Annotated in this window: 23 protein-coding genes and 2 pseudogenes; 18 read left to right on the top strand and 7 right to left on the bottom strand. The window is 42.4% G+C overall.

What is annotated here, in order from left to right:
- Window positions 1–215 precede the first annotated feature (215 nt).
- The 5 genes from CU635_RS08790 (at window position 216) to CU635_RS08765 (ending at window position 5,931) form a co-directional block, all read left to right on the top strand.
- A complete protein-coding gene (locus tag CU635_RS08790; protein ID WP_101576987.1) occupies window positions 216–1,766 on the top strand; it encodes an NAD(P)H-hydrate dehydratase in 1,551 nt (516 codons plus the stop codon).
- A 225-nt stretch (window positions 1,767–1,991) separates the two neighbouring features.
- Window positions 1,992–2,813: a methyl-accepting chemotaxis protein gene (locus CU635_RS08785; RefSeq protein ID WP_101576985.1), complete on the top strand. Its 822-nt coding sequence runs from the start codon at window positions 1,992–1,994 to the stop codon at window positions 2,811–2,813.
- A 202-nt stretch (window positions 2,814–3,015) separates the two neighbouring features.
- Window positions 3,016–3,624 carry a methyltransferase gene (locus CU635_RS08780; RefSeq protein WP_101576983.1) on the top strand — a complete coding sequence of 203 codons (609 nt, stop codon included), beginning with the start codon at window positions 3,016–3,018 and terminating at the stop codon, window positions 3,622–3,624.
- Window positions 3,625–4,055: 431 nt separating this feature from the next.
- On the top strand, window positions 4,056–4,820 hold the full coding sequence (aroD, locus tag CU635_RS08775; RefSeq protein ID WP_101576981.1) for a type I 3-dehydroquinate dehydratase: 765 nt from the start codon (window positions 4,056–4,058) through the stop codon (window positions 4,818–4,820).
- Window positions 4,821–5,427: 607 nt separating this feature from the next.
- A complete protein-coding gene (locus tag CU635_RS08765; RefSeq protein WP_101576977.1) occupies window positions 5,428–5,931 on the top strand; it encodes a DoxX family protein in 504 nt (167 codons plus the stop codon).
- Between the two features lie 48 nt (window positions 5,932–5,979).
- Here the strand turns inward: CU635_RS08765 and CU635_RS08760 are convergent, their stop codons facing one another.
- From CU635_RS08760 to CU635_RS08750, 3 genes are all read right to left on the bottom strand, one after another.
- The gene (locus CU635_RS08760) at window positions 5,980–6,150 is read right to left on the bottom strand and encodes a YfhD family protein (RefSeq protein WP_101576975.1); all 171 of its coding nucleotides are present in this window, start codon (window positions 6,148–6,150) and stop codon (window positions 5,980–5,982) included.
- Between the two features lie 95 nt (window positions 6,151–6,245).
- On the bottom strand, window positions 6,246–6,371 hold the full coding sequence (locus tag CU635_RS08755) for a YfhE family protein (protein ID WP_101576974.1): 126 nt from the start codon (window positions 6,369–6,371) through the stop codon (window positions 6,246–6,248).
- 67 nt (window positions 6,372–6,438) lie between these two features.
- On the bottom strand, window positions 6,439–7,347 hold the full coding sequence (locus CU635_RS08750) for a TIGR01777 family oxidoreductase (RefSeq protein WP_101576972.1): 909 nt from the start codon (window positions 7,345–7,347) through the stop codon (window positions 6,439–6,441).
- Between the two features lie 100 nt (window positions 7,348–7,447).
- Here CU635_RS08750 and recX point away from each other — a divergent pair, with 100 nt between their 5' ends.
- Together recX and CU635_RS08740 are read left to right on the top strand one after the other, a co-directional pair.
- Window positions 7,448–8,266, top strand: coding sequence for a recombination regulator RecX (gene recX / locus CU635_RS08745; RefSeq protein WP_308303539.1), 819 nt, complete (start codon window positions 7,448–7,450; stop codon window positions 8,264–8,266).
- 69 nt (window positions 8,267–8,335) lie between these two features.
- Window positions 8,336–8,671 (top strand): YfhH family protein, encoded by a 336-nt coding sequence (locus CU635_RS08740; protein ID WP_101576970.1) that lies wholly within the window; start codon window positions 8,336–8,338, stop codon window positions 8,669–8,671.
- A gap of 252 nt (window positions 8,672–8,923) precedes the next feature.
- Here CU635_RS08740 and CU635_RS08735 read toward each other — a convergent pair whose 3' ends face one another.
- On the bottom strand, window positions 8,924–9,904 hold the full coding sequence (locus CU635_RS08735; RefSeq protein WP_101576968.1) for a metal-dependent hydrolase: 981 nt from the start codon (window positions 9,902–9,904) through the stop codon (window positions 8,924–8,926).
- A 209-nt stretch (window positions 9,905–10,113) separates the two neighbouring features.
- Between CU635_RS08735 and mutY the strand changes: the two genes are divergently transcribed.
- The gene (gene mutY / locus CU635_RS08730; RefSeq protein WP_101576989.1) at window positions 10,114–11,184 is read left to right on the top strand and encodes an A/G-specific adenine glycosylase; all 1,071 of its coding nucleotides are present in this window, start codon (window positions 10,114–10,116) and stop codon (window positions 11,182–11,184) included.
- A gap of 34 nt (window positions 11,185–11,218) precedes the next feature.
- Here mutY and CU635_RS08725 read toward each other — a convergent pair whose 3' ends face one another.
- On the bottom strand, window positions 11,219–11,443 hold the full coding sequence (locus CU635_RS08725; protein WP_101576966.1) for a cytosolic protein: 225 nt from the start codon (window positions 11,441–11,443) through the stop codon (window positions 11,219–11,221).
- 122 nt (window positions 11,444–11,565) lie between these two features.
- On the opposite strand from CU635_RS08725, the gene fabL reads away from it, so the two are divergent.
- From fabL to CU635_RS08705, 5 genes and pseudogenes are all read left to right on the top strand, one after another.
- Window positions 11,566–12,315 carry an enoyl-[acyl-carrier-protein] reductase FabL gene (gene fabL, locus CU635_RS08720; protein WP_101576964.1) on the top strand — a complete coding sequence of 250 codons (750 nt, stop codon included), beginning with the start codon at window positions 11,566–11,568 and terminating at the stop codon, window positions 12,313–12,315.
- 87 nt (window positions 12,316–12,402) lie between these two features.
- Window positions 12,403–12,735 (top strand): annotated as a pseudogene (locus CU635_RS24070) (gamma-type small acid-soluble spore protein); the annotation flags it as partial.
- 21 nt (window positions 12,736–12,756) lie between these two features.
- Window positions 12,757–13,128: pseudogene (locus CU635_RS24335) on the top strand (gamma-type small acid-soluble spore protein); the annotation flags it as partial.
- Between the two features lie 329 nt (window positions 13,129–13,457).
- Window positions 13,458–13,988: a nucleoside tri-diphosphate phosphatase gene (gene ntdP / locus CU635_RS08710; protein WP_101576960.1), complete on the top strand. Its 531-nt coding sequence runs from the start codon at window positions 13,458–13,460 to the stop codon at window positions 13,986–13,988.
- A 103-nt stretch (window positions 13,989–14,091) separates the two neighbouring features.
- Window positions 14,092–15,846: an ABC transporter ATP-binding protein gene (locus CU635_RS08705; RefSeq protein ID WP_101576958.1), complete on the top strand. Its 1,755-nt coding sequence runs from the start codon at window positions 14,092–14,094 to the stop codon at window positions 15,844–15,846.
- A 52-nt stretch (window positions 15,847–15,898) separates the two neighbouring features.
- On the opposite strand, the gene CU635_RS08700 is transcribed toward CU635_RS08705, so the two are convergent.
- Window positions 15,899–16,378 (bottom strand): tetratricopeptide repeat protein, encoded by a 480-nt coding sequence (locus tag CU635_RS08700; RefSeq protein WP_101576956.1) that lies wholly within the window; start codon window positions 16,376–16,378, stop codon window positions 15,899–15,901.
- A gap of 287 nt (window positions 16,379–16,665) precedes the next feature.
- Between CU635_RS08700 and CU635_RS08695 the strand changes: the two genes are divergently transcribed.
- The 5 genes from CU635_RS08695 (at window position 16,666) to CU635_RS08675 (ending at window position 22,327) form a co-directional block, all read left to right on the top strand.
- Window positions 16,666–17,655: an ABC transporter ATP-binding protein gene (locus CU635_RS08695; RefSeq protein WP_101576954.1), complete on the top strand. Its 990-nt coding sequence runs from the start codon at window positions 16,666–16,668 to the stop codon at window positions 17,653–17,655.
- Window positions 17,648–18,634, top strand: coding sequence for an ABC transporter ATP-binding protein (locus CU635_RS08690; RefSeq protein WP_101576952.1), 987 nt, complete (start codon window positions 17,648–17,650; stop codon window positions 18,632–18,634). Before CU635_RS08695 ends, CU635_RS08690 begins: the two co-directional genes overlap by 8 nt.
- An 88-nt stretch (window positions 18,635–18,722) precedes the next feature.
- Complete coding sequence (locus tag CU635_RS08685; RefSeq protein WP_101576950.1) at window positions 18,723–20,324, top strand: ABC transporter substrate-binding protein; 1,602 nt, start codon at window positions 18,723–18,725, stop codon at window positions 20,322–20,324.
- 84 nt (window positions 20,325–20,408) lie between these two features.
- Entirely contained in the window at window positions 20,409–21,413 is a 1,005-nt protein-coding gene (locus CU635_RS08680) for an ABC transporter permease (protein ID WP_101576948.1), read from the top strand.
- 14 nt (window positions 21,414–21,427) lie between these two features.
- A complete protein-coding gene (locus tag CU635_RS08675; RefSeq protein WP_101576946.1) occupies window positions 21,428–22,327 on the top strand; it encodes an ABC transporter permease in 900 nt (299 codons plus the stop codon).
- A 176-nt stretch (window positions 22,328–22,503) separates the two neighbouring features.
- On the opposite strand, the gene CU635_RS08670 is transcribed toward CU635_RS08675, so the two are convergent.
- On the bottom strand, window positions 22,504–23,586 hold the full coding sequence (locus CU635_RS08670; protein WP_101576944.1) for an FUSC family protein: 1,083 nt from the start codon (window positions 23,584–23,586) through the stop codon (window positions 22,504–22,506).
- Window positions 23,587–23,781: the final 195 nt, after the last annotated feature.

Raw genomic sequence — 23,781 nt, 5'->3', positions numbered from 1 at the left:
CAAGAAAAGTGTCTTTTTTTCATTTATTTTACTGTATAAAACTGGTTAATCAACACGCCTGATTTTTAGAGTCTTCAACGAATGTTAATGGGTATTTCAAGCATCAAAAGGAAGGTTGGTTTGCATCTCGATAGTTGAAGGGTAAACGGTCGACGGCTACATTAATCGGAAAAATAATTTCCCAAGAATTATATAAGTAACAGGAGTGGTTGGACATGTTTGTAGCAGGGCAAAGAGAAATGCAGCAGATCGATCAGTATACAATCGAAAAGATTGGGTTACCGGGCGTTGTTTTAATGGAAAATGCCGGAGCGAAAGTTGTCGAGGAAATCCTTGCAAGTTCTCCTTGTCAAAATCCGAGGGTCGTCGTACTTTCTGGTGGCGGAAATAATGGTGGCGACGGTTTTGTGATTGCGCGCAGGCTGTTTGACTTAGGTTTCAAACCTCTTCTATGTTTGTTAGTAAATCCTGATCGTATCAAAGGGGATGCGAAATCCCATTTAGACGTGTACATCAACCGGGGTTTTCCGATTTTCCATCTTGAAGAAAATACTTTAGTAGCATTGCAGAATGAATTGAATCAGGCAGACATTATCATTGATGCAATGTTAGGAACTGGTGTGAACGGTCCTGTCAGAGAACCTTTTAAACAAGTGATTTCGATGGTAAATGCATACGAAGGGAACAAATTGGTCATTGCTGTTGATATACCATCGGGGGTCAGCAGCGATAATGGGAAAGTGGAAGGAGTGGCCATAAAAGCGGTAAAGACTATTACCTTTGTGTTTCCGAAAAAAGGCTTTTTCTTAGATGACGGTCCAAAGTATGTCGGAGAGTGGAAGGCAGTTGACATTTCCGTTCCACATTCGGTTGCGGAGGATTTGGGACTTTTGATGCCTAAACTGATAACCGAACCACTTGTGAAGACTTCTGTGCCGATACGCCCGCAACATGGTCATAAGGGAACTTTCGGTCATGCCCTTGTTCTCGGCGGATCTCGTCAGTTTGTCGGAGCTCCCATTTTCGCAGCAAAGGCGGCATTGCATTCCGGAGCAGGATTGGTAACGTTAGCTGTTCCTGAAAATATTTATCCAATGGCAGCTGCCCAAAACCCCGAGTCCTTATTTTTACCATTATCCGACAAAGACGGCCATTTTTCAGAAAAAGCGATCGATGAAATCTCACCCAATCTTCATCAATTTGACAGTGTGGCAATTGGACCTGGAATGAGCAGATTTGTTGGTGGTGAAGAGTGGATAAGATCTTTAATAACTGCTCTAGAGAATCAGTCGGTTGTCATAGATGCTGATGCTCTCTATTTACTCAGAAATGAGCTCGATATGATACGGCAGTATAAGGGAAACGTGATTTTTACCCCCCACCCTGGCGAAATGGCCCGTTTATTAGATAAAACGGTACAAGAAGTGGAAGACAACCGGATTGAAACGGCTACTACCTTTGCAAAAAAATATCATGTGTATCTACTTTTGAAAGGACATCGTTCCGTTATTGCTACTCCAGACGGAGATGTTTACATAAACCCGCATGGCCATGATGCTCTTGGAAAAGGCGGAAGCGGTGATGTGCTGACGGGTCTTATCACCTCTTTTCTTGCCCAGGGAGTGTCACCTTTGGATGCCCTAATTGCGGCAAGCTACTTACATGCAAAAGCGGCGGAACAAAAAGCAAAATCTTTATCCCACTACGGCGTGATGCCTCTGGATATTATTGATGGGGTCAGGGAGCAGCTAAATCAGATAACATGAGAATCGAAAAAAGGTTGAGGCTACCAGCTAGATAAACATAGTAATACTTATTGCTTTGGCACTCACCGATTATAAATGCTAAACTTAAGGTATCAAATGTTGCTATAATAGAAACAAAGTGTAAAATAATAATTTCCGCTTAATTTTCATATCAAATTACCGATAATTAGTAGTATGTAAGTTAATGCCAGTTGGTGTAGTTGTGGAAATGGAGAGATAACATCAATGATGAACAAAATTGATTCTTTAAATGGCCTTATGTCGATGGTACATATCATCAAAGCAGCTGTGCCCGCTGACTTGTCGATCGCCATATGTGATTTAGAAAAATTTATTGCATATTTTCCCGGTGAGACGATAAATCTAAATATTCAAGTAAACCAACCTTTAAATCCGCAAGAACCGCTCTCTGTAGCATTAAGGGAAAATAAATCGTTAAGGTCTGATGTACCTGCCGATTTCTATGGTTTTGAATTTACAGGTACCGCTACACCTCTACACGATCCAAGCGGGAAGGTTATCGGTGGAATTGCCGTACAAATACGCAGGCAAACTGAATTACGATCGATCGCCGACCAAATTTCGATTTCACTAACCCAAGCAAATGAACAAATCAACAGCATTGCGAATGGATCGAATTCATTGGCAGAATTTTCGCAAGAGCTCCTTACTCAATCTCATCAGGCCGGGGAAGATGTAAACAGAACTACGGAAGTACTTTCAATCATAAAACGTGTTGCTGACCAGACAAATTTGCTCGGGTTGAATGCTGCAATAGAGGCAGCACGCGCCGGGGAAAAAGGAAAGGGATTTGAAGTCGTAGCTAATGAGATTCGAAAGTTTTCAAAGGAAACAGTAGCTTCAACTGCAAAAATCAATGACACAATGGATCAAATCAAGAAGGCTACGAATTTAATAGGTGTATCAATCGAGAAAATAGCTGGTATCGGTCAAGAACAGGCTGCTTCTATCCAGCACACCTCAACATTTATTGAGGAAATTCAAGAAATGTCTAAAAGACTCAACCAGTTTGCGAATAAACTGTAAAACTATTAATCACCCTTACAATAGGTCAAACAAAATTTTACTTTCAAGTTTGAAATTTGATTTGGAAAAACGTACTCAAAAAAGTATCATTATTATAGCTCTCGATCAAGATGGATAGACACTCGGTGATAGAGTGTCTTTTTCAATTATTGTAATATGGATATAATGTAAGAACCATAGCGCGTGAATAGGCGGTGAATCGGTGAAAGAAGAATATTATGATAAATTGCTGAACATAAAAACAACAGGCGACCAGAAGGGATTCAATCAGTCACTGCATTATCATCGTTATGAACCAACGCCGTATAGTGCACTCGAAGCATTATTTAATGAATATGAATTAAAAAGCAGTGACCGCTTGGTTGACTTTGGGTGCGGAAAAGGGCGGTTAAATTTTTATGTGAATTATTTGTATAATACGACTGTTGTAGGGATTGAAATGAATGAAACTTTTTTTCAAGAAGCGGTTGCAAATCAACATAGTTATTTGAAGAAAAACAAAAGCAGAAAAAATAAAATTCATTTTCATCGTTGTCTTGCGGAAGATTATCAGATTAATCCGTCCGACAATCGCTTTTATTTTTTTAATCCCTTTTCCATACAAGTTTTTAGGAATATAATTACCAATATATTGCTTTCTGTTGAAAAATCGGCTCGGGAGATAGAGGTGCTGCTATATTATCCATCGGCAGATTATATATATTTCTTAGAAAATCACACCCATTTTGAATTAAAAGAGGAAGTCAAATTGCAGAAATTATATGCGCATAATTCGCACGAGAGATTTTTGGTCTACCGATTGGCATATTAATTTATCAAACCCACCAGAACACCTGTGACTTCAATCTTGAGATGAATGACGGGTGCTTTCTTTTGGCTTGCAAATATGGAACCTATGCTTTTTGTCACCGTTAGTCTATGGAAAACCAAGATGTAATGTTTGTTTCCCCTCATTTCGAAACTACGCGCTGTAGGAAAGGATAGCGACGCAGCGCTACAGTTAATAAGATAAAACTTAAGATAACAATAATTAAATCATCCTTTAACCTCATAAAAAAGGGTGTTTTTTTGTTTTTTTTTAATCATAATGAAGGAGAAGGCCATTACTTCAAAGTGAAGTGAGGGTGCCTATGAGTCGCGTTTTTGTTCGGTGTGATAAATATATAGTTTTCATCAACATTCCTTAGTGATAGTAATAGAGACAAATGTTCGAGGATTGTGCAACGGAAGGGTAGTGGCAAGATGATAAAAACAGTTACCGTCAAAGGAATCACAATCGGGGAAGGTGCTCCAAAGATCTGCGTGCCGATGGTCGGGGAAACGTTATCGCAATTAATGGAAGAAGCCGAATCACTCTCAACTCTTGATTTGGATGTAGTCGAATGGCGGGTCGATTTTTTTGAAGACGTTGAAGATATTGATAAAGTAACATCCGCACTTAGAAAAATCCGTGCGATTTTACCGAAAACACCGCTGATATTTACATTTCGCAGTGCTAAAGAAGGCGGTGAAAAAGAGGTCAGCTCAGCTTTTTACCAGGATTTAAACAAAGCTGTTGTCAAAACAGGACTGGTTGATATTATCGACGTGGAGCTGTTCAATGATGAAAAAGATATCAAAATATTGATTGATGCGGCCCATACCAACAATACGTACACGATTATTTCCAATCATGACTTTGATAAGACACCGCCAAAAGAAGAAATTGTCTCAAGGTTGCGCAAAGCTCAACAATTGGGTGGCGACCTCCCTAAAATTGCTGTGATGCCAACCAGTCCAGCTGATGTGCTTGTTCTGCTTGAGGCAACCTATACGATGACAGAAAAGTATGCAGACCGTCCGATCATTACGATGTCGATGGCAGGACAAGGTGTAATCAGCCGCTTGGCAGGTGAAGTTTTCGGCTCAGCAATGACATTTGGAGCAGCAAAGAAAGCTTCGGCACCAGGCCAGGTCGCCGTTTCAGAGCTAAGAAATGTATTATCCCTATTGCATTCAAATTTATAATGAATGAAGGCATTTGCACCTGAAGAGCAGGTGTCTTCTTATTTTTCGGCTTCATTGACACGCGATATCTGCAATTGTAGCTAATGGGGGTTTTATGCTCTTTACACATCAGTGCTGGCAAGGTAAGATTTTACTTCCACGACTTAATATTTAATCGGCAAACGAAGGACAAAATTGTGTAAGTTAGCTAGGGAAAAGTCACGTTTTCTATTGCTATTATAGGATCGAAACAAGCTATACACTTTTTATCCCCAACTAAAATGTTAATTAGCTGACTTTCTACAGGTTTATCAACAATATCCACAAGGTTATAAATAGGACTTGTCCACAAAGCATTGGAAAAGACAAAAAATGCCCCGTAGCTTACTTCTATAATCATAGTGTTCACATTTAAGACAAATAATGGATGCTTTTTTGTGAAAGAAATGTGAAGTGCATTGCGAGTTAAAACGTTACCGAGTATATTATAAGTGTAAAGAGAGTTGGTGATGAAAATCACGAATTCTCCTTCATAAAAAGCTGGCCGGCTTTGAACGCATTAATAGCATAAGATTTTTTGAACAATTTGTGAAAAGTTTCACAATAAAAATTTTAGGAGCTGGTAATCATGAAATGGTGGAAAACTCCACAAGCAGCGATTGCTTGGACAATTATTCGGATTTGGTTGGGTATTCAATGGATAGAAGCAGGTTGGCATAAAGTAGCAGATGGATTTGATGCAGGCGGATTTATGCAAGGGGCAATTGCAAAAGCAGGTGGCGATCACCCAATGGTTGCTGGATGGTATGCAAACTTCCTTGAAAGTGTAGCTATTCCAAATTCCGGATTATTCAGCTTCCTCGTATCCTGGGGAGAAATCTTAGTAGGCCTTGGTCTTATTCTCGGTGCAGCAACAATCCCGGCATTAATTGCAGGCGCATTTATGAACTTGAACTTCATGTTAGCCGGAACCACAAGTACTAATCCAGTTCTTTATACAGTAGCATTCATTCTCCTGTTTGCTGGCAGCGGTTCTTATTACTGGGGTGTTGACCGACTTGCAATTCCATATTTGAAAGAGCGCTTCATTAAGAAAGCAAGTGGGGTCGGGGAAAATACGGCAGCCCAATAGCTTATAGTAGTAAGGAAGGGAGCAGGAGATAGATTCTCCTGCTTCTTTCTATTCTCTGCTTCCCAATCTTGCACGTTCGTCTGCGGCTTTCGCCCGCGCTTGAGCTTCTAAATCTTCATGATCGGCTAATTCTCTTGAATACTCTACATCGATCCCATCAGCTGGGATTGGTGAAAGTGCTGCTTGGTCCCGTGTTTTACGCTGGTTAGCACGACCCATGATCATAACCCCTTTCAGGCTGGAACATCAGGAAAACATTTGTTTTCCTAACTCTAGGTTGTGAGTTTAGAAAGGGGAATATAAATGGAAAATATTTACCGGCGTGATTTTTTGCCGGCAAAGCCGCCTGCCTGATCAGCCAGTTTGAATTCTCTCGAATAGGTTATTTCCTGAGCGCTTGAAAGTGTACTCTTCGTTTTATCACGCTTTTTCTTCTCCATTTTTAAACACCCTTTCGGTAAAGTTTATTTCTTTTCCTATATTTTCCGAAAATTGTTTAAAACATACTTATTGCAGAATATCGGTCAACGCTTCAGGCAATGTTGGATATTTAAAGCTAAAACCGTTTGCTTCAAGCTTAACCGGCAACACCTTTTGCCCTTCCAAAACAAGCGTACTCATTTCTCCAAGCAGCTGTTTTAGGGCGAACGCCGGGACCGGCATCCAGTGCGGACGCTTGATGACGGAAGAGATTGTTTTTCCGAACTCCTTCATCGTTACCGGATAAGGGGCAGTGAAATTGATTGGGCCCTCAAGTCGGTCGTGGTTGATGGCGAATACAATTGCTCTTACAGCATCGCGGATATGTATCCACGAAACCCATTGCCTTCCTGATCCGATTGTACCTCCTGCAAAGAGCCGATACGGAAGAACCATTCTTGGAAAAGCTCCTTCATGTTTATCTAAAATAAGTCCAAATCTGCAAAACACAGTACGAACTCCATATTGTTCACCAGCCTGTGCAACTGTTTCCTCCCACTGTTCCACCGTTTGCGCCAAAAAATCGTTCCCCGGCTTTGTTTCTTTTTCGGTAAAGGTTTTTGATTCAGAAACACCGTAAAATCCAACAGCGCTCGCGTTTATCAATGCGAGGGGTTTTTGCTCCAACTTGTTGATCATATTTAAAACCTCGCCATTTGCTTCCATGCGACTATTAAAAATCCGCTGTTTTTGTTCAACTGTCCAACGGCGGCCGCCTAATGATTCCCCCGCTAGATTTATGATGATTTGTGTACCTTGCAATTCTGTTTCCGGGTGATCATCGTTATTCAGCCATTGCACATATTTAATGTTTTCTTTGTTTGTTTTCTCTTCAACATTGCGTGTAAGAATGACAATTTCATGGCCTTCTTTTAATAGTTCCCCCGTTAATGCTTTGCCGACAAATCCTGTTCCACCTGTTAGTGCTATTTTCAAAAGTATTCCTCCCAGTAACCTTTTTATGTTGATTATTAAATTTAGACATATTCTTTTAAAAACCTTTTTTCAGTATGTTACATTAAAGGAGAGGTGACGAATGATGGCTGTCATAACGAAAATATCTGTCCAGAAAAAGAACCATGATCGTTATAATATTTTTGTGGATGAAGGAAAAGGTGAAAAATTTGCCTTTAGCGTTGATGAAGATGTGCTAATAAAATACCAGTTGAAAAAAGGGATTGAGCTTGAAGACCTCATGTTAACCGAGGTTCACTTCCATGATGACATCCGCAAAGCTTATAACCTTGCCATCAATTATCTGGCAAGAAGAATGAGATCTGAAGGGGAAGTACGCGAGTATTTAATCACCAAGGAAGTAGAAACTCCTGTCATTACGGAAGTAATCAGCAAGCTTTATAAAAATCAATTTTTGAATGATGCGGAATTTGCGGCAGCTTTTGTTCGCACGCAAATAAATACAACAGATAAAGGCCCATTACAAATAAAACGCGAGTTGAAAGAGAAAAAAATTGATAGCACGGTAGCTGAAGATGCGCTTAAGGATTATTCATTTGATGAACAAGTTGAAACCGCTGAGCAGCTGTGCCGGAAGTATACTGAAAAAAATAAACGCGAGTCGTTTCGGTCCTTGAAGCTGAAGGTGGAACAACAGTTAATTAGAAAAGGATTTTCTTTTGATATAATCCAGCTGGTACTAGCTAATTCTCCAGAACAAGAGGATGATGCGGATCAGCTTGAGCTTGAGGCCATTACATATCAGGGTGAGAAGCTGCATCGTAAATACGAAAAACACTCCGGATACGAATATAAGCAAAAAATGAAGCAAGCTCTATATAGAAAAGGATTTCCGATCGAGCTGATTGAACGCTATTTACAAGAGAAGGATACATTCTAAACGATCTAAGCGCTTTATTTATTAGGCGGTTTTCATTATACTGAAAACAAATATCCTGAGGTGATGGTAATGCAACAGGAAAAGAGATACAGCGAAATGACTCGTTATGAGATCCAGCAAGAGATCGCCAGGCTCAATGAGAAAGCGAAAAAAGCCGAACAAATGGGGATGGTAAATGAATTTGCCGTGCTTGAAAGAAAAGCAGTAATGGCGAAATCCTATTTGTTAAGCCCGGATGATTTTAAATCCGGTGAACTGTATGGGATCGAAGGAGATCCGGGATTCTACTTTAAAATTCAATATCTTAATGGGGTGTTTGCCTGGGGCTATCGGCTTGGCGGTGATGGCCGCGAGGAAGCACTGCCGATAGCGATGCTAAAGAAAATAGAGCAAAACCAGAGCTAGTGATGCTCTGGTTTTTAAGGCTTTTAGGGCTTCCAGATGTTTGGTGTTCGGGATGGCTGCATGAATTTGTTGCCACCAACCCTAAATATAAGCATCTTTTAGAACAAAATCACAAACCTGCTTATTAATATTTAAAGCAAGTAAGCAGAAAAAACGCTTGGATTGAAGTGACAAATAAAATCCAAGCGTTTTTTTCTTGCAGCCTTTTTCTCGGGGCTTCTTGAGCGTTGTGTCCCGAAAAATCCCACGATTTCAGCCGGGAATGATATCGAGTTTTTTTCGGAGCTTCTCCTCACTGAAAATCCAGCCTGTGTAGGAACCCATAATATTGTATTCTTCGTCCAGCTGAACAACGGCAACGAAAGGGTAATGGCCATTGCTGCGGTAGCGTAAATCGATAAACCTCACTTCATAGTAATCATCATATTCATCAAGCTCCCATCGAAAAACAGGAGAAAATGACAAGAAGGCCGAAAGGTTTTTATCTTTTTTAGCTGCTTCGAGAACAGGTGATTCCGGTACAGGAACACGGTTGAATTGATCTAAAATTCTAACATGGTCATAATGTGCTCTGCCAACAAAAAACTGGTGGTGGTTCATGACGGCAATTTTCCAATGATGAAACTTCATCGTTGGTGCAATAATGATGTCTGTTGCATCAGGTATCATCGTTTTTACAGCCTTTAACACTTTTCTCCGGTAGTAAAAGCGAATAATATAATAAGCGAAAATAACTGCATAAATAGCTGAAAACGTGTAACCCGGATGGGCGCCAAAAGCCCATAAAAACAGCCCGGCCACATGAATGCCGAAAATAAACGGATCAAACGTGTTAATGATGCCAAGAGCAACCCATTTATGCGAAAACGGTCTTAACGCCTGTGTTCCGTAAGCATTAAATATATCGACAAACACATGCAGGAATACGGCGAGAAATGTCCACATCCATAAATGCAGCAAATTTGCCTCCGGAAAGAATGGGTAAACGACGGCAACTATCGCAAGCGGCCATAAAAGGACAGCCGGGATTGAATGGGTAACTCCCCGATGATTTCTTATATAAACAGCATTGTTTCTTAATTTCAAAACTGTGTCAATGTCAGGTGCTTGAGAGCCAACAATCGTCGCAATCAGTACACTGCTTGCTGTAGCCGTGCTCTCGGCTACAACGGGATCGAGAGTGGCGAGCCCGCCAAGTGCGAGTCCCATAACCACATGTGTGCCAGTATCCAAAAGGGTAAACCTCCCTTGAAGGTATATATACCAGTATACTCCACTTTATATCAACAATAAATTACTTGTAATTAAAAAATGTATCGTTTAATTTTAAAAGGAGTTGCAATCAAGACATTCGAACGAAATTAAACGATACGGTAATATTTATATTCCCACCTTTCGTTCATGTTTAACATCGTGGAGGCACAAAAGTGATTCGTATAGACATGAAAAATCTGGATGTAAGTTCTTTTCAAAACGATTTAATTAGCTGGTTTACAAAGGAACAGAGAACGCTGCCATGGAGACAAGACACGGACCCATATAAAGTTTGGGTGTCTGAAATTATGCTGCAGCAAACGAGAGTTGATACAGTCATTCCATACTTTAATCGTTTTATACGGCAGTTTCCATCTATCGATGCTTTGGCGGAAGCGGATGAGGAGAGGGTGTTAAAGGCATGGGAAGGCCTGGGTTATTATTCTCGTGTCAGAAATCTGCATGCTGCAGTTAAAGAGGTGAAAGAGCAATACGGCGGAAAGGTGCCTGATACTCCTGAAGCGATTTCAAAATTACAAGGTGTGGGTCCATACACGAGCGGGGCTATTTTAAGCATTGCATATGGAGTGCCTGAACCGGCTGTCGATGGAAATGTAATGCGAGTGCTATCGCGGATATTAACGATCTGGGAGGATATCGCAAAGCCATCTACAAGAAAAATTTTTGAAGAAGCAGTCCGACAACTCATTTCACACGAAAATCCCTCGTATTTTAATCAGGCATTAATGGAATTAGGTGCGATCGTGTGTACACCTACATCACCTTCTTGTTTATTATGCCCGGTGCGTAACCATTGCCAGGCCTTTCATCAAGGAGTCCAGACTGACCTCCCTGTTAAAACGAAAAATAAAAAGCAAAAAAGAGTTCAGCTTGCTGCGGCAATTTTAGTGAATGAAGAAGGGAAAATTCTTATTCACAAGCGTCCGGGAAGCGGGCTGCTCGCCAATTTATGGGAGTTTCCCAATACAGAGATGATTATGCCGCTCCGCAATGAAAAAGAACAATTGGGCGATTTCCTTATCAGCGAGTGGAAAGTTGAAGCAGAACTGAAAGATCAGATCGGCCAAATTGAACATATTTTCTCGCATCTGATCTGGAACATCAATGTTTTTTCAGGGATGATTCTGTCTGATGTCGAAGAGCAGGCAAATTTAAAGCTTGTTTCCCTGAAAGAGCTTGAGCAGTATGCCTTGCCGGTTTCTCATCAAAAAATGCTAAAACTGTATCTTAGCGATTAAAACGCCGTTTCTCGGCGTTTTTTGTTGAGTAAAATCAGTCATAGATTGTTTTGGAGCCGTTCGTATAGTTTGCCTGCTGATTGTTAAGGCCGCCCCTTTCGACAATTTGTTCAACAATGTCCCGATGTATCGCCTGCCCCTCCGAATTTAAGTAAGGAACGATTTGCTGCAAGGAATGGTGGAAAAAAGCGAGCTCACTGTCCGTCCATTCGGATAAAGGCATCATTGAAAGCTCGGTCATATCACGTCCAACATACATAAACATCTTCCTTTCTGCATTGATTTTCAAATCAGTATAATGCGCTTAGTTTTTATCCTTGTTTGTCTTATATACCTGAAAAAGCTAAAATAAATACAAAAACAGATTGAAGGAGTTATTTTATGGTACAAAAAGTCGCATTAGTAACCGGCAGCAGCCGCGGTATTGGAAAAGCAACAGCATTAAGATTGGCAAGCGAAGGTTACGATATTGTCATAAATTATGCAAGAAGCAAATCAGCAGCACTGGAGACAGCAGCTGAAGTCGAAGCATTAGGAAGAAAAGCGCTTGTTGTTAAAGCAAATGTTGGCGATATTGAAAAGATAAAGAACATGTTTGCGCAAATCAATATGGAATTTGGCAGGCTTGATATATTTGTTAACAATGCTGCTTCAGGAGTACTGCGGCCAGCGATGGAGCTGGAGGAATCGCACTGGGACTGGACGATGGATATAAACAGCAAAGCTCTTTTGTTTTGCTCACAGGAAGCTGCAAAGCTAATGGAAAAGAATGGGGGCGGGAAAATTGTTAGTATTAGTTCCCTCGGTTCGATCCGTTACTTGGAAAATTATACTACAGTCGGAGTGTCGAAAGCGGCTCTTGAAGCATTAACAAGGTATTTAGCTGTCGAGCTTGCTCCTAAAAACATTGTTGTCAATGCTGTGTCCGGAGGGGCAATTGATACGGATGCACTAAAGCATTTTCCGAATCGGGAGGAACTTTTGGAAGGTGCTCGCGCAAAAACTCCTGCTGGGAGAATGGTGGAGATTGAAGACATTGTGAATACAATTATGTTTTTAATTACAGAAAAGGCAAGCATGATTAGAGGGCAAACGATCATTGTAGATGGTGGAATATCGCTGTTGGTCTGACAAACGGTTCCCGGCCCGCGTGGAATGAATATGCAGCATAGTCCCCTTCCGAAATGGACAAATTAAGCTTCGGGAGGTGATATCACAATGGCAGATAACCAACAGCCAAACCGAACAATCACTGGAACCAACATTCAAAGAGTAAGGCAGCAGAATGGACAAGCTGGTGCGGGCAGCCAGGGCCAATTCGGCACTGAGTTTGCAGGAGAAACAGGCGCTGCGCAAATAGGACAACAAAACCGCCAGGCCGGTGCTGGAAGCGCGCAGGCTTCTGCAGGCCGCCAAGCTGGAGCCCGGAACGCGCAAGCTGGTGCGGGCAGCCAGGGACAATTCGGCACTGAGTTTGCAGGAGAAACAGGCGCTGCGCAAATAGGACAACAAAACCGTCAGGCCGGTGCTGGAAGCGCGCAGGCTTCTGCAGGCCGCCAGGCTGGAGCCCGGAACGCGCAAGCTGGTGCGGGCAGCCAGGGCCAATTCGGCACTGAGTTTGCAGGAGAAACAGGCGCTGCGCAAATAGGACAACAAAACCGTCAGGCCGGTGCTGGAAGCGCGCAGGCTTCTGCAGGCCGCCAGGCTGGAGCCCGGAACGCGCAAGCTGGTGCGGGAAGTCAGGGCCAATTCGGCACAGAGTTTGCAGGCGAAACGAACGCCCAGCAAATAAGACAACAAAACCGCCAAGCTGGAGCCGGGAACGCTCAAGCTGGTGCGGGCAACCAGGGCCAATTTGGCACTGAGTTTGCAGGCGAAACGAATGCCCAGCAAATAAGACAACAAAACCAGCAGGCACAAGCCCGTAGAGATCAAAACATGTAGGTGATCGAGACGAAGCCGCAAATTTATAAATCGAAGGGCGCTCTTTTTTCGTAAGGGCGCCCTTTGCTTTGAAAAATGATTGCAGGGTGTTCAAATTTTAGGAGCGATCGGTTCTGGATAAACCACAATTATAAAAGTGCAATCATGTTGTTATTGGGCAGGTGACTTGGGTTATTTTCAATGGCTCATTGTTTTAAATTCTTTAGTGAACCGTTATAATAGTAGAAAATAGGAATTGTTCTTTGTTGCCTTTTGTCGAATTTATTATCTCTTACAGTTAAAACATTTATAGGTTGCAAAGCGTCCAGGAATGAAAGTAGGGAGAAAACATGGGCGTACCCACAGAAGGTGAGCCGATTCAAATTCATAGCTATAAACATAATGGGCACATCCATCGCGTTTGGCAGGAAACGACCGTGTTAAAGGGAACACAAAATTTGGTGATTGGCGGAAATGATCGGACAATCGTTACCGAATCCGATGGACGAACATGGATAACAAGGGAGCCGGCTATTTGTTATTTCCATTCCCAATATTGGTTTAATGTGATCGGGATGATTCGTGAGGATGGCGTATATTACTACTGCAATATCAGTTCTCCATTTATTTTTGACGGAGAAGCGTTAAAATATATTGATTATGACCTCGATATTAAAGTATTTCCCGATATGACATTCAACCTCCTCGATGAAGATGAATACGAGCGACACCGCAATGAAATGAATTATCCGGAAGTTATCGATCAAATTTTACACAGGAATGTTGATAAATTAATTCGCTGGATTCGCCAGAGAAAAGGACCGTTTGCTCCTGACTTTATTGACATTTGGTACGAACGCTATTTAACCTACAGACGCTAATGATCCGGATAAAAAGCTGCCTGTTGACACAGCATCAACAGGTTTTTATTTGTGTACACAGGAAAAAAGATAGAGAGAAGTCTTCTTTTTAGGGGGAAATACATTGGACAGCATACGAAGATATTTACAATTTGTTAAACCGTACAAGCTGCAAATTATTGGAACTATTCTAATTGGAATTATAAAATTTGCGATTCCCCTGATGATCCCGTTGCTAATGAAATATGTGGTCGATGATATTATTAACAGCAACATATTAAATCAAACTGAAAAAACGGACAGGCTTATTATGGTGATGAGCGTAATGATTGTCGTTTTTGTCATCATTCGTCCACCTGTGGAATATTACCGGCAATATTTTGCTCAGTGGACCGGAAGCAAGATCCTCTATGATATCCGGGATCACCTGTTTACCCATATCCAAAAACTGAGCTTTAAATATTATGCTAACACAAGAGCCGGTGAGGTGATCTCAAGGGTCATTAATGATGTGGAACAAACGAAGAGCTTCGTCATTACAGGATTAATGAATCTTTGGCTCGATATAGCGACGATTCTGATTGCTGCTGCCATTATGTTTACGATGGATGTGCCGCTGACAATTGTCTCGCTGATTCTATTTCCGCTTTATGCTTTTTCTGTCAGGTATTTTTTCGGTAATTTACGAAAGCTGACAAGAGACCGTTCGCAGGCACTTGCTGAAGTGCAGAGCTACCTTCATGAACGGGTCCAGGGAATGTCCGTGATCAAGAGCTTTGCTCTGGAGGAGTATGAACAGAAACAATTTGATAAAAATAATTATAATTTTCTGAGAAAAGCACTTGACCATACAAACTGGAATGCGAAGGCGTTTGCAGTCGTCAATACGATTACGGATATCGCTCCATTAATCGTTATTGGATATTCAGGATACCAGGTAGTTCAGGGTGATTTATCAGTTGGGACTATGATCGCTTTTATTGCGTATATTGACCGCTTGTACAATCCATTAAGGCGGCTCGTCAATTCTTCTACAACATTAACGCAATCAATTGCGTCAATGGACCGGGTGTTTGAGCTGATGGATGAGAAGTACGATATTGATGACGCGCCTAATGCCAAGGAATGCAATCATGTCCATGGTGATTTGAAATTTGAAAATGTCAGCTTCGCATATGAAGAAGATGAAGAGACCGTACTAAAAAACATTTCCCTTGATGTCAAAAAAGGGGAAACGATCGCGCTTGTCGGAATGAGTGGAGGGGGAAAATCCTCGCTCGTAAGCTTGATTCCCCGTTTCTATGATGTGACTGACGGCAGGATACTCCTAGATGGGAATGATATCCGTGATTTTAAAGTGAGAACGTTGCGTGATAAAATCGGTGTCGTATTCCAGGACAATATACTATTCAGTGAGTCAGTAAAAACGAACATTTTATTGGGTAACCCGGAAGCCAGTGATGAAGCAGTTTATCGTGCTGCTCAAGCGGCGAATGCCGATGAGTTTATTCACAATCTGCCTCAAGGCTATGATACGAAAGTCGGCGAGCGGGGTGTGAAGCTATCTGGGGGCCAAAAACAACGGGTTGCGATTGCCAGGGTATTTTTAAAAAATCCGCCTATCCTAATTTTAGATGAAGCTACGTCTGCACTCGATCTCGAAAGTGAGCATCTAATCCAGGAAGCGCTTGAGAAATTGGCGAAGGACCGGACTACTTTTATTGTCGCACATCGCCTTTCAACTATTACCCATGCCGATCGGATTGTCTTAATAGAGCATGGAGAAATTGTCGAAATCGGTAAACATGACGAGCTGATGGCGAAGCAAGGAAATTACTATAGATTATTTCAAGTGCAGCAGCTTGAGCCTTCCGTTTAGAAACCTCTGTCAGATGACAGGGGTTTTTCCTTTTGCCCCCTGTTCATCATGCTCACCAAACTTCATTCAAGTGATCGGCGTAAAACAAAATGGCCCGCTTATAACTTGCGATGGATTTATCGCCTGTTGTTTCAGCCAGCTGTTTTAAAAGAATCGAGGTCGATTTTTCATGCTCACCTAAATTGTATAATGTAATCGATAGAAAAACCAAAAATTCCCGGGCTTGCGGATATTCTGCAATACCGGCAGCAAGCATTGATCTCGCTTCCTCATACAGGCCCAGGGCCCGATACGTGCTGCCCAGTCCAAGCATGGCACTGCGCCTCTTTTCGTCGTCGAGTCCAAGTTCCAAAGCTTTCTTATAATAGGGAACAGCATCAAGCTCCAATCCAAGCTGATCATGCACAACAGCGCAATGATAAAACACCGCAGCATTTCTACTTTCATTCTCAGCCAGTGCCTTTAATAGATCCCTTGCCTTATCAAGCTGGCCACTTTTTTTAACATCCAAAGCCTTCTGTAATTCTCTCATACTGAAACCTCCTCAATTTCTTTCATTATCATATGGTGGGAAAGAAAGGTCAAAAATTAACAGTCAACGGCATTTTTCATTAGTTTGGACATAAAAGTAAGAGTAGGATATAAGGAAATTGAACTATTTATAATATTTTATATATTTATAAAATTAAGAAAAATCAGTAGACTAAAATCTTGTTTTTTTATAAAATGATAAATACAGGAAAAGCGAATCGTCCTTTTAAAACCACGAAAGGATGAAAAACCCACTTTTTCTTACCTACGAAGGGAAGGGAGTAAAAGTTGGCAGAAGCTCCAGTGTTAGACGTGAAACATTTAAAAACATCGTTTTTTTCGTCAGACGGGGAAGTTCCTGCAGTCGACGAAATCAGCTTTGCAGTCCAGAAGGGTGAAATTATTGGTATTGTCGGCGAATCAGGCTGCGGGAAGAGCGTTACGTCATTATCGATCATGAAGCTGATTCCCCAGCCACCGGGGAAGATTGTTGGCGGGCAAATTTTTCTGAATGGTGAGGATATTGTCAATGCATCTGAAAAAAGAATGCGCCAGATCAGGGGTAATGAAGTAGCGATGATCTTTCAGGAGCCAATGACTTCGCTTAATCCGCTCTTTACGATTGGTCAACAGCTAACCGAAGCCATTTTAATACATAATAAAATCGGTAAAAAAGCTGCCTTTCAACAATCCGTTGAAATGCTGAAATTGGTTGGCTTGGCAAGGGCAGAACAGATCATGAAGGAATACCCCCACCAGCTTTCAGGAGGGATGCGGCAAAGGGTAATGATTGCCATGGCTCTTTCCTGCCATCCAAAGCTTCTCATTGCAGATGAACCAACGACCGCTTTAGATGTGACCATTCAGGCACAAATTCTTGCTTTGATGAAAGATTTAAACGTAAAGCTTGATACAGCAATTGTGATGATCACTCATGATCTAGGGATCGTTGCCGAGTTATGCCAGCGAGTGATTGTCATGTATGCCGGGAAAATCGTTGAAGAGTCTTCTGTTCAAGCCATTTTTAAAGAACCGAAGCATCCGTATACACTCGGCCTGCTTAAATCAATTCCTGATATACGCGACAAGAAAGAACGGCTCTATTCGATTCCTGGAAATGTCCCGAAGCCGGGTTCGATTACACAGGGCTGCCGTTTTGCTGCCCGTTGTGAATACGTATTCGATCGCTGCCTCTCGGAAAACCCGCCTCTCTATAATGCTGGTGATACCAACGTTCGCTGTTTCTTGCATGAATCAGGAGGTGTGGCCAATGTCTGAGGTTTTATTGCAAGTAGACGGCTTGAAAAAATATTTTCCTATTACCGGAGGCGTCTTAGGCAAGAAGATTGGCGAAGTAAAAGCAGTCGATAATATCAGCTTTTTTATAAAGAAAGGAGAAACGCTGGGACTTGTGGGAGAGTCGGGTTGCGGCAAGTCGACAACGGGCAGGATGCTGATGCGCTTGATTGAACCTACTGAAGGAAACGTCGTTTTTCAAGGAAAAAACATAACGGGCTTAAAAGACGGAGAAATGAGAAAGCTGCGCAAGGATATGCAAATGGTTTTTCAAGATCCTTTTGCTTCATTAAATCCTCGCCACACTGTAGAACGGATATTGGAAGAACCGTTAATTGTCCATGGAGTCGGAACTGCGAAGGAAAGAAAACAAAAAGTAAAAGAAATGCTCGAAGTGGTCGGATTGAGCAGCTATCATGCAAAACGCTATCCCCACCAATTCAGCGGCGGGCAAAGGCAGCGGATCGGAATAGCGCGCGCGCTGATGACGAAACCAAAGCTGATTATTGCCGATGAACCTGTATCTGCGCTTGATGTCTCGATTCAATCGCAAGTGCTGAATCTTCTTGCCGATTTGCAGAAGGAATTTCAATTAACTTACCTTTTTATCGCTCATGATCTCGGCGTCGTTAAACATATTAGCGACAGGGTAGGCGTGATGTATCTTGGCAGGTTAATAGAAATTACGACTGCTGAGAGACTATATGAGCATCCCCTGCATCCTTATACAAAAGGACTGCTGGCAGCTGTTCCGGTTCCGGACCCGACCGTTCGGAAGGAGCAAGCGCTTTTGACCGGGGATATGCCGAGCCCTTCCAACCCGCCATTAGGCTGTGCTTTTCATACAAGATGCAAAGAATGCATGGAGGTCTGCGAGTCGATCAGGCCCGAATTGGTTGAAATTGAACCCGGTCATTATGCGGCATGCCACTTATATACCGAAGCAGCAAAAAATTTATAACGGTATGAATTGGACAGAGCAGCATTGATGATATAAAACAACTAATGCCGGATCTGAAGGATTCCGGAATAAAAAGAGGGGGTTGAAAATGAAGAAACGCAATGGCATTTTGTTTTTTGTGCTTGCTTTAATTTTGTCTTTGGCGCTGGCCGGCTGCAATTCACAATCATCAGGTGACAGTAAACCGAATAATGATGGAAACGGGGAAGAAAAAGATTCGGCCAATGATACGCTCGTTTTTGGGCGGGGCGGCGATTCTGTTGGGCTTGATCCTGCTATTGTCACTGAAGGCGAATCTTTTAAAGTGACCAAAAACATTTTTGAAACGCTTATCGAATTCGGGGAACAGGACACAGAGATCCATCCAGGCCTGGCCGAGGAATGGAGTAATACAGATGACGGTTTAAAGTACACTTTAAAGCTGCGCAAGGGTGTTAAGTTTCATGATGGTACAGATTTTAATGCCGATGCGGTAGTGTTTAACTTTGAACGTTGGAAAGCGGGAAACAAGGAAAAATTCTATTATTATAATTCGCAATTTGGCGATATCATTCAAGCGGTAACAGCAGTTGATGAACATACGGTGGAATTTACTTTAAGCCGTCCGCTTGCCCCATTCTATAAAAACCTTGCAATGTCGCCGTTTGCGATTGCCAGCCCTGCGGCTGTTGAAAAGCACGGTGATAAATTCGTCGAAAATCCAGTTGGAACCGGGCCGTTTGTATTCAAGGAATGGAAAAGGAATGACCGGATAACAATCGTAAAAAATGATGAGTACTGGCAGGAAGGCATGCCTAAATTAAACCAGGTTATTTTCCGGGCCATCCCTGAAAATTCAGCGCGCTTGAATGCTCTTTCTTCCGGGGAAGTGGATTTAATCGATGGGGTCAACTTCAGTGATTTGGGCCAAATCGAAGGGAATTCCGACTTGCAAGTATTCAATCGCCCGTCGTTGAATGTAGCCTATCTTGGTTTAACAAACACGCGCGGGCCGCTGAAAGAGAAGCTCGTCCGCCAGGCCTTGAACTATGCAGTCGATAAAAAAGCGCTTGTTGATGGCTTCTTTGCGGGAGCAGCAGAACCAGCGATTAATCCGATGCCGCCGGTTGTAGCCGGTTATAACGATGCTGTTGAAGATTATCCTTATGATCCTGAAAAAGCGAAGGAGCTTTTAAAGGAAGCAGGCTATGAAAAAGGATTTGAAATGGAACTGTGGGCAATGCCGGTTCCACGTCCGTATATGCCGGACGGTCAAAAGATAGCTGAAGCGCTTCAGGCTAATTTTGAAGCAATCGGTGTAACAGCAAAAATTAAAACATATGAGTGGGCGACATATTTAGAAAAAACCCGGTTAGGTGAAGCGGATTCGTTCTTGCTTGGCTGGACAGGGGATAACGGTGATGCTGATAACTTCCTGTATGTGTTACTGGATAAGGACAGCATCGGAAGCAACAACTACAGTTATTACGAGAATCAAGAAGTTCACGATCTGCTTATTAAAGCACAGTCTACTGCCGATCAGGCAGAACGGGAAGAGTTATACAAACAAGCTCAAGTCATCATTAAAGATGATGCCCCGTGGATTCCACTCGTTCACTCAAAGCCGGCATTGGCTGGACGTGCGGACATCACTGGATTCAAGCCCCACCCAACAGGTTCCGACTTACTTGCAACTGTTGAATTCAAATAATTGTGAGCAGGGAAGGGAGTGCAGGTCATGGCTCCCTTTTCGCTTATGAAATAAGAATGTGGTTCCTTGGAAAGAGGTGGAAGAATGCTTGCTTATTCTGTACGAAGGATATTTCTGCTCGTACCGGTTTTGCTAGGGCTAACGCTGATTGTTTTTTTTATCATCAGGGCCATTCCTGGCGATCCTGCTCAAGTGATTCTTGGTCAGTTGGCTACGAAAGAAGCTGTCGCCGATTTGACAAAGCAGCTGGGCCTTGACCAACCGTGGTACACTCAATATTTTCAGTATCTTGCCAGACTTTTGACGGGTGATCTTGGTGAATCGTTGCGAACGAATGCACCGATAAGCGAGGAAATTTGGCCCTACTTGGCAGCAACTATTGAGCTCTCATTGTGCGCGATGCTGATCGCTGTAGTAATTGGAGTTAATGCAGGTATCATCAGTGCATGGTTTCAAAATTCCTGGTTTGATTATGCTGCGATGGTCATGGCTTTAATTGGGGTTTCGGTGCCGATTTTTTGGCTGGGTCTTATGGAACAGTGGGTATTTGGGCTAAATCTCGAATGGCTTCCGACATCGGGCCGGGAAAATGTCCGGGACCCTGTCTCATCAATAACGGAATTATATTTGATTGATACGGTGCTTCAGGGCAGAATCGACCAGTTCTGGGAGGTTGTTAAGCACTTGGTGTTGCCAAGTGTGGCGCTGGCGACAATTCCAATGGCGATTATCGCCAGAATTACACGCTCAACAATGCTGGAAGTGATGCGTTCCGATTTTATTCGGACGGCCCGTGCGAAGGGGTTAAGGATGTTTTGGGTTGTTTACAGGCACTCGTTAAAAAATGCGATCATTCCGGTGCTGACAATTATTGGTCTACAAACAGGATTGTTGCTTGGCGGCGCGATTTTGACAGAAACGATTTTCAGCTGGCCTGGTATCGGGCGCTACATATTTGAAGCAATTAATTTTCGGGATTATCCTGTTGTTCAATCAGGCATTTTAATCATTGCTTTAATTTTTGTGACGATTAATCTGATTGTCGATTTGCTCTATGCGGCGATTGATCCGCGGATTAAATATGATTAGGAGGGGGCCAAACAATGGAACTATCAACGGATAAGCATTTTGGTCCGCTGCAACCACAGCCTGAAGATAAACCGGTTTCCCCGTGGCTCGAGGCATGGAGAAGCTTTCGCCAAAACAAGCTTGCGTTAGTCGGCACAATCATCGTTTTGTTTTTTATCGTGATCGCGATCTTCGCGCCAATGATTGCCCCTTCCGGAATCAATGAGCAGGATTTCTCCAAGAAACTTCAACCGCCATCAAGCGAGCATTGGTTCGGGACCGATGATTTTGGCAGGGATATTCTCTCACGGGTTATTTTTGGGGCGAGAATATCGCTTCGCGTCGGGTTTATTTCAGTGCTCGGATCGATTGTTGTCGGCTGTTTGCTCGGCATTATTGCAGGGTACTACGGGAAATGGGTAGATACGGTCATTTCCAGAGTGTTTGATATTATGCTTGCCTTCCCGAGTATTTTATTGGCAATTGCCATCGTTGCTGTTCTCGGGCCATCTTTAACGAATGCACTTATTGCTATTGCAATTATTAATATTCCGAACTTTGGAAGACTGATTCGATCAAGGGTTTTAAGCGTAAAACAAGAAGAGTTTATCGTCGCTGCAAAGGCGGTAGGAATGAATGACCAGAGAATTTTATTTGTTCACGTGCTTCCAAACAGCATGGCGCCGATCATCGTCCAGGGAACGCTTGCGATCGCTACTGCGATTATTGAAGCAGCTGCTCTAGGTTTTCTTGGCCTTGGTGCCGGAGCGCCAAATCCTGAGTGGGGTAAAATGCTGTCCGATGCGAAGCAGTTTATGATCCAGGCACCATGGACGATGATCTTTCCGGGATTGGCGATTATGCTGACTGTGTTGGGCTTTAACCTCATGGGGGACGGGCTTAGAGATGCACTGGACCCGCGGATGAAACATTAAGAAAGCAGCTGACCATTCGTCAGCTGCTTTTAGTCAAAGCTCGGTTTTTGTCAACTAATCGTTTCGTTTGATTGTTGACTCTTACGTTCAAATAAAGGGGAATTTCGCTAAAATCAAAGGATTTTTCGAATGAATCCTCTTATTCTCCGCTTAATTCCTTGCCAAGAGCAATTTAGTTATTGTTCCCCTTCACCCTCAATCGTAACGTCATTATCATCCTTATGAAACGATTGAAAACTGCTGATCAACAGGTCTAGATGCTCAAGCTCTTCTCCATATTCGATAATTGCGGAGACAAGTTGCATCGTATGGTACATCAGGGCATCATCCGGATCGTCCAGTTGCTTTTGCTGAGCTAAAAATAGATCAAATAATCTTTTTTTATTCTGGCAAATATCGCTTTCTTTGTGCTCGGGATGATATTTAATTTTACCGATGAACCTTAGTAACAGCTGTTCATGGTAACTGACTAAGCAGTCGAGCTGCTCTTGGACGGCGTTTTGAAACGGGACTGGCATATGGTTCAGCTCATTTTCAAAGCGATGAAGCCGCTTCAATGTTTGCAGGGAACGTTTCAAGGCAGAGATCATTTGCCGATAAATGACCAGTTTTCTCGATTTCGCCAAATCATTTCTTTTTAAATAGTTTCGCTCTTCCTTGTACATTAGATAGAGCTGGTCCAGCTTTATGATGTCCTCCTTAATTGCTTCTATATCAATTTTCAATTCTTTATGCTCCGCAGCATTCCTGGTATTCAAGCGTATCCACTTTGTAACCTCTTCGGTAATGCCTGAGATCTTGAAATAAAGCTTGTTCTCATATTTGGGCGGCAAAAACACCAGGTTCACTAAAAACGCCGAAAATATGCCGAGCATAATCGTCGAAAAGCGGACCATCGCAAAGTCGATAAAATTGCCTTGCGTATATTCCATGATCGCAATTAAGGTTACTAAAGAAAGGGCAATAGTGTTGCCGATCTTTAGCTTAAGATTAATCGTTATCACGATAATTGCGGCCAAGCCGATGACAAAAATATTGTTTCCAAACAGCAGCACAAATGCGATGCCGATAACAGCACCAATAATATTCCCCTGAACTTGTTCGATAATGGATAAATAAGACCGGTAAATGGTTGGTTGAATAGCAAAAATGGCTGCAATTCCGGCAAAAACGGGTGATGGAATCTGGAACAGTTCAGCCAGAAAAAGCGCAAGAGTAATAGCTATTCCCGTTTTCAAAATGCGGGCACCAAGCTTCATAGCTAATTAAATCCTTTCTAAGCATGATTAATGAAGGTGAGTTAATATAGATACTTTTAACAAAATTGTAGTCAACTAAACAATATTGTACTATACAATGATTATGCCCGAAGTTCAAGCGTTATTTCTATGAAGTTTGAGTCAAGCATTTGTTGGCGGAATTTATTTCCACCTAAAACGTGTAAGCGGATTCAT

The sequence above is a fragment of the Bacillus canaveralius genome (genome assembly GCF_002860125.1).
In the GTDB taxonomy this organism is placed as follows: domain Bacteria; phylum Bacillota; class Bacilli; order Bacillales; family Cytobacillaceae; genus Bacillus_BJ; species Bacillus_BJ canaveralius.
Note: the sequence above shows the minus strand (reverse complement) of the source record. Positions and strands in the feature narration are given on the sequence as shown.

Excerpts from the sequence above, each read along its gene's own strand:
- CU635_RS08755 (WP_101576974.1), bottom strand. The coding sequence starts at position 6,371 with ATGGAGAAGAAAAAGCGTGATAAAACGAAGAGTACACTTTCAAGCGCT.
- CU635_RS08765 (WP_101576977.1), top strand. The coding sequence starts at position 5,428 with ATGAAATGGTGGAAAACTCCACAAGCAGCGATTGCTTGGACAATTATT.
- aroD (WP_101576981.1), top strand. The coding sequence starts at position 4,056 with ATGATAAAAACAGTTACCGTCAAAGGAATCACAATCGGGGAAGGTGCT.
- CU635_RS08790 (WP_101576987.1), top strand. The coding sequence starts at position 216 with ATGTTTGTAGCAGGGCAAAGAGAAATGCAGCAGATCGATCAGTATACA.
- recX (WP_308303539.1), top strand. The coding sequence starts at position 7,448 with ATGATGGCTGTCATAACGAAAATATCTGTCCAGAAAAAGAACCATGAT.
- CU635_RS08740 (WP_101576970.1), top strand. The coding sequence starts at position 8,336 with ATGCAACAGGAAAAGAGATACAGCGAAATGACTCGTTATGAGATCCAG.
- CU635_RS08670 (WP_101576944.1), bottom strand. The coding sequence starts at position 23,586 with ATGAAGCTTGGTGCCCGCATTTTGAAAACGGGAATAGCTATTACTCTT.
- CU635_RS08725 (WP_101576966.1), bottom strand. The coding sequence starts at position 11,443 with ATGTATGTTGGACGTGATATGACCGAGCTTTCAATGATGCCTTTATCC.
- CU635_RS08690 (WP_101576952.1), top strand. The coding sequence starts at position 17,648 with ATGTCTGAGGTTTTATTGCAAGTAGACGGCTTGAAAAAATATTTTCCT.
- CU635_RS08685 (WP_101576950.1), top strand. The coding sequence starts at position 18,723 with ATGAAGAAACGCAATGGCATTTTGTTTTTTGTGCTTGCTTTAATTTTG.
- fabL (WP_101576964.1), top strand. The coding sequence starts at position 11,566 with ATGGTACAAAAAGTCGCATTAGTAACCGGCAGCAGCCGCGGTATTGGA.
- CU635_RS08680 (WP_101576948.1), top strand. The coding sequence starts at position 20,409 with ATGCTTGCTTATTCTGTACGAAGGATATTTCTGCTCGTACCGGTTTTG.
- ntdP (WP_101576960.1), top strand. The coding sequence starts at position 13,458 with ATGGGCGTACCCACAGAAGGTGAGCCGATTCAAATTCATAGCTATAAA.
- CU635_RS08760 (WP_101576975.1), bottom strand. The coding sequence starts at position 6,150 with ATGGGTCGTGCTAACCAGCGTAAAACACGGGACCAAGCAGCACTTTCA.
- mutY (WP_101576989.1), top strand. The coding sequence starts at position 10,114 with ATGAAAAATCTGGATGTAAGTTCTTTTCAAAACGATTTAATTAGCTGG.
- CU635_RS08700 (WP_101576956.1), bottom strand. The coding sequence starts at position 16,378 with ATGAGAGAATTACAGAAGGCTTTGGATGTTAAAAAAAGTGGCCAGCTT.
- CU635_RS08785 (WP_101576985.1), top strand. The coding sequence starts at position 1,992 with ATGATGAACAAAATTGATTCTTTAAATGGCCTTATGTCGATGGTACAT.
- CU635_RS08675 (WP_101576946.1), top strand. The coding sequence starts at position 21,428 with ATGGAACTATCAACGGATAAGCATTTTGGTCCGCTGCAACCACAGCCT.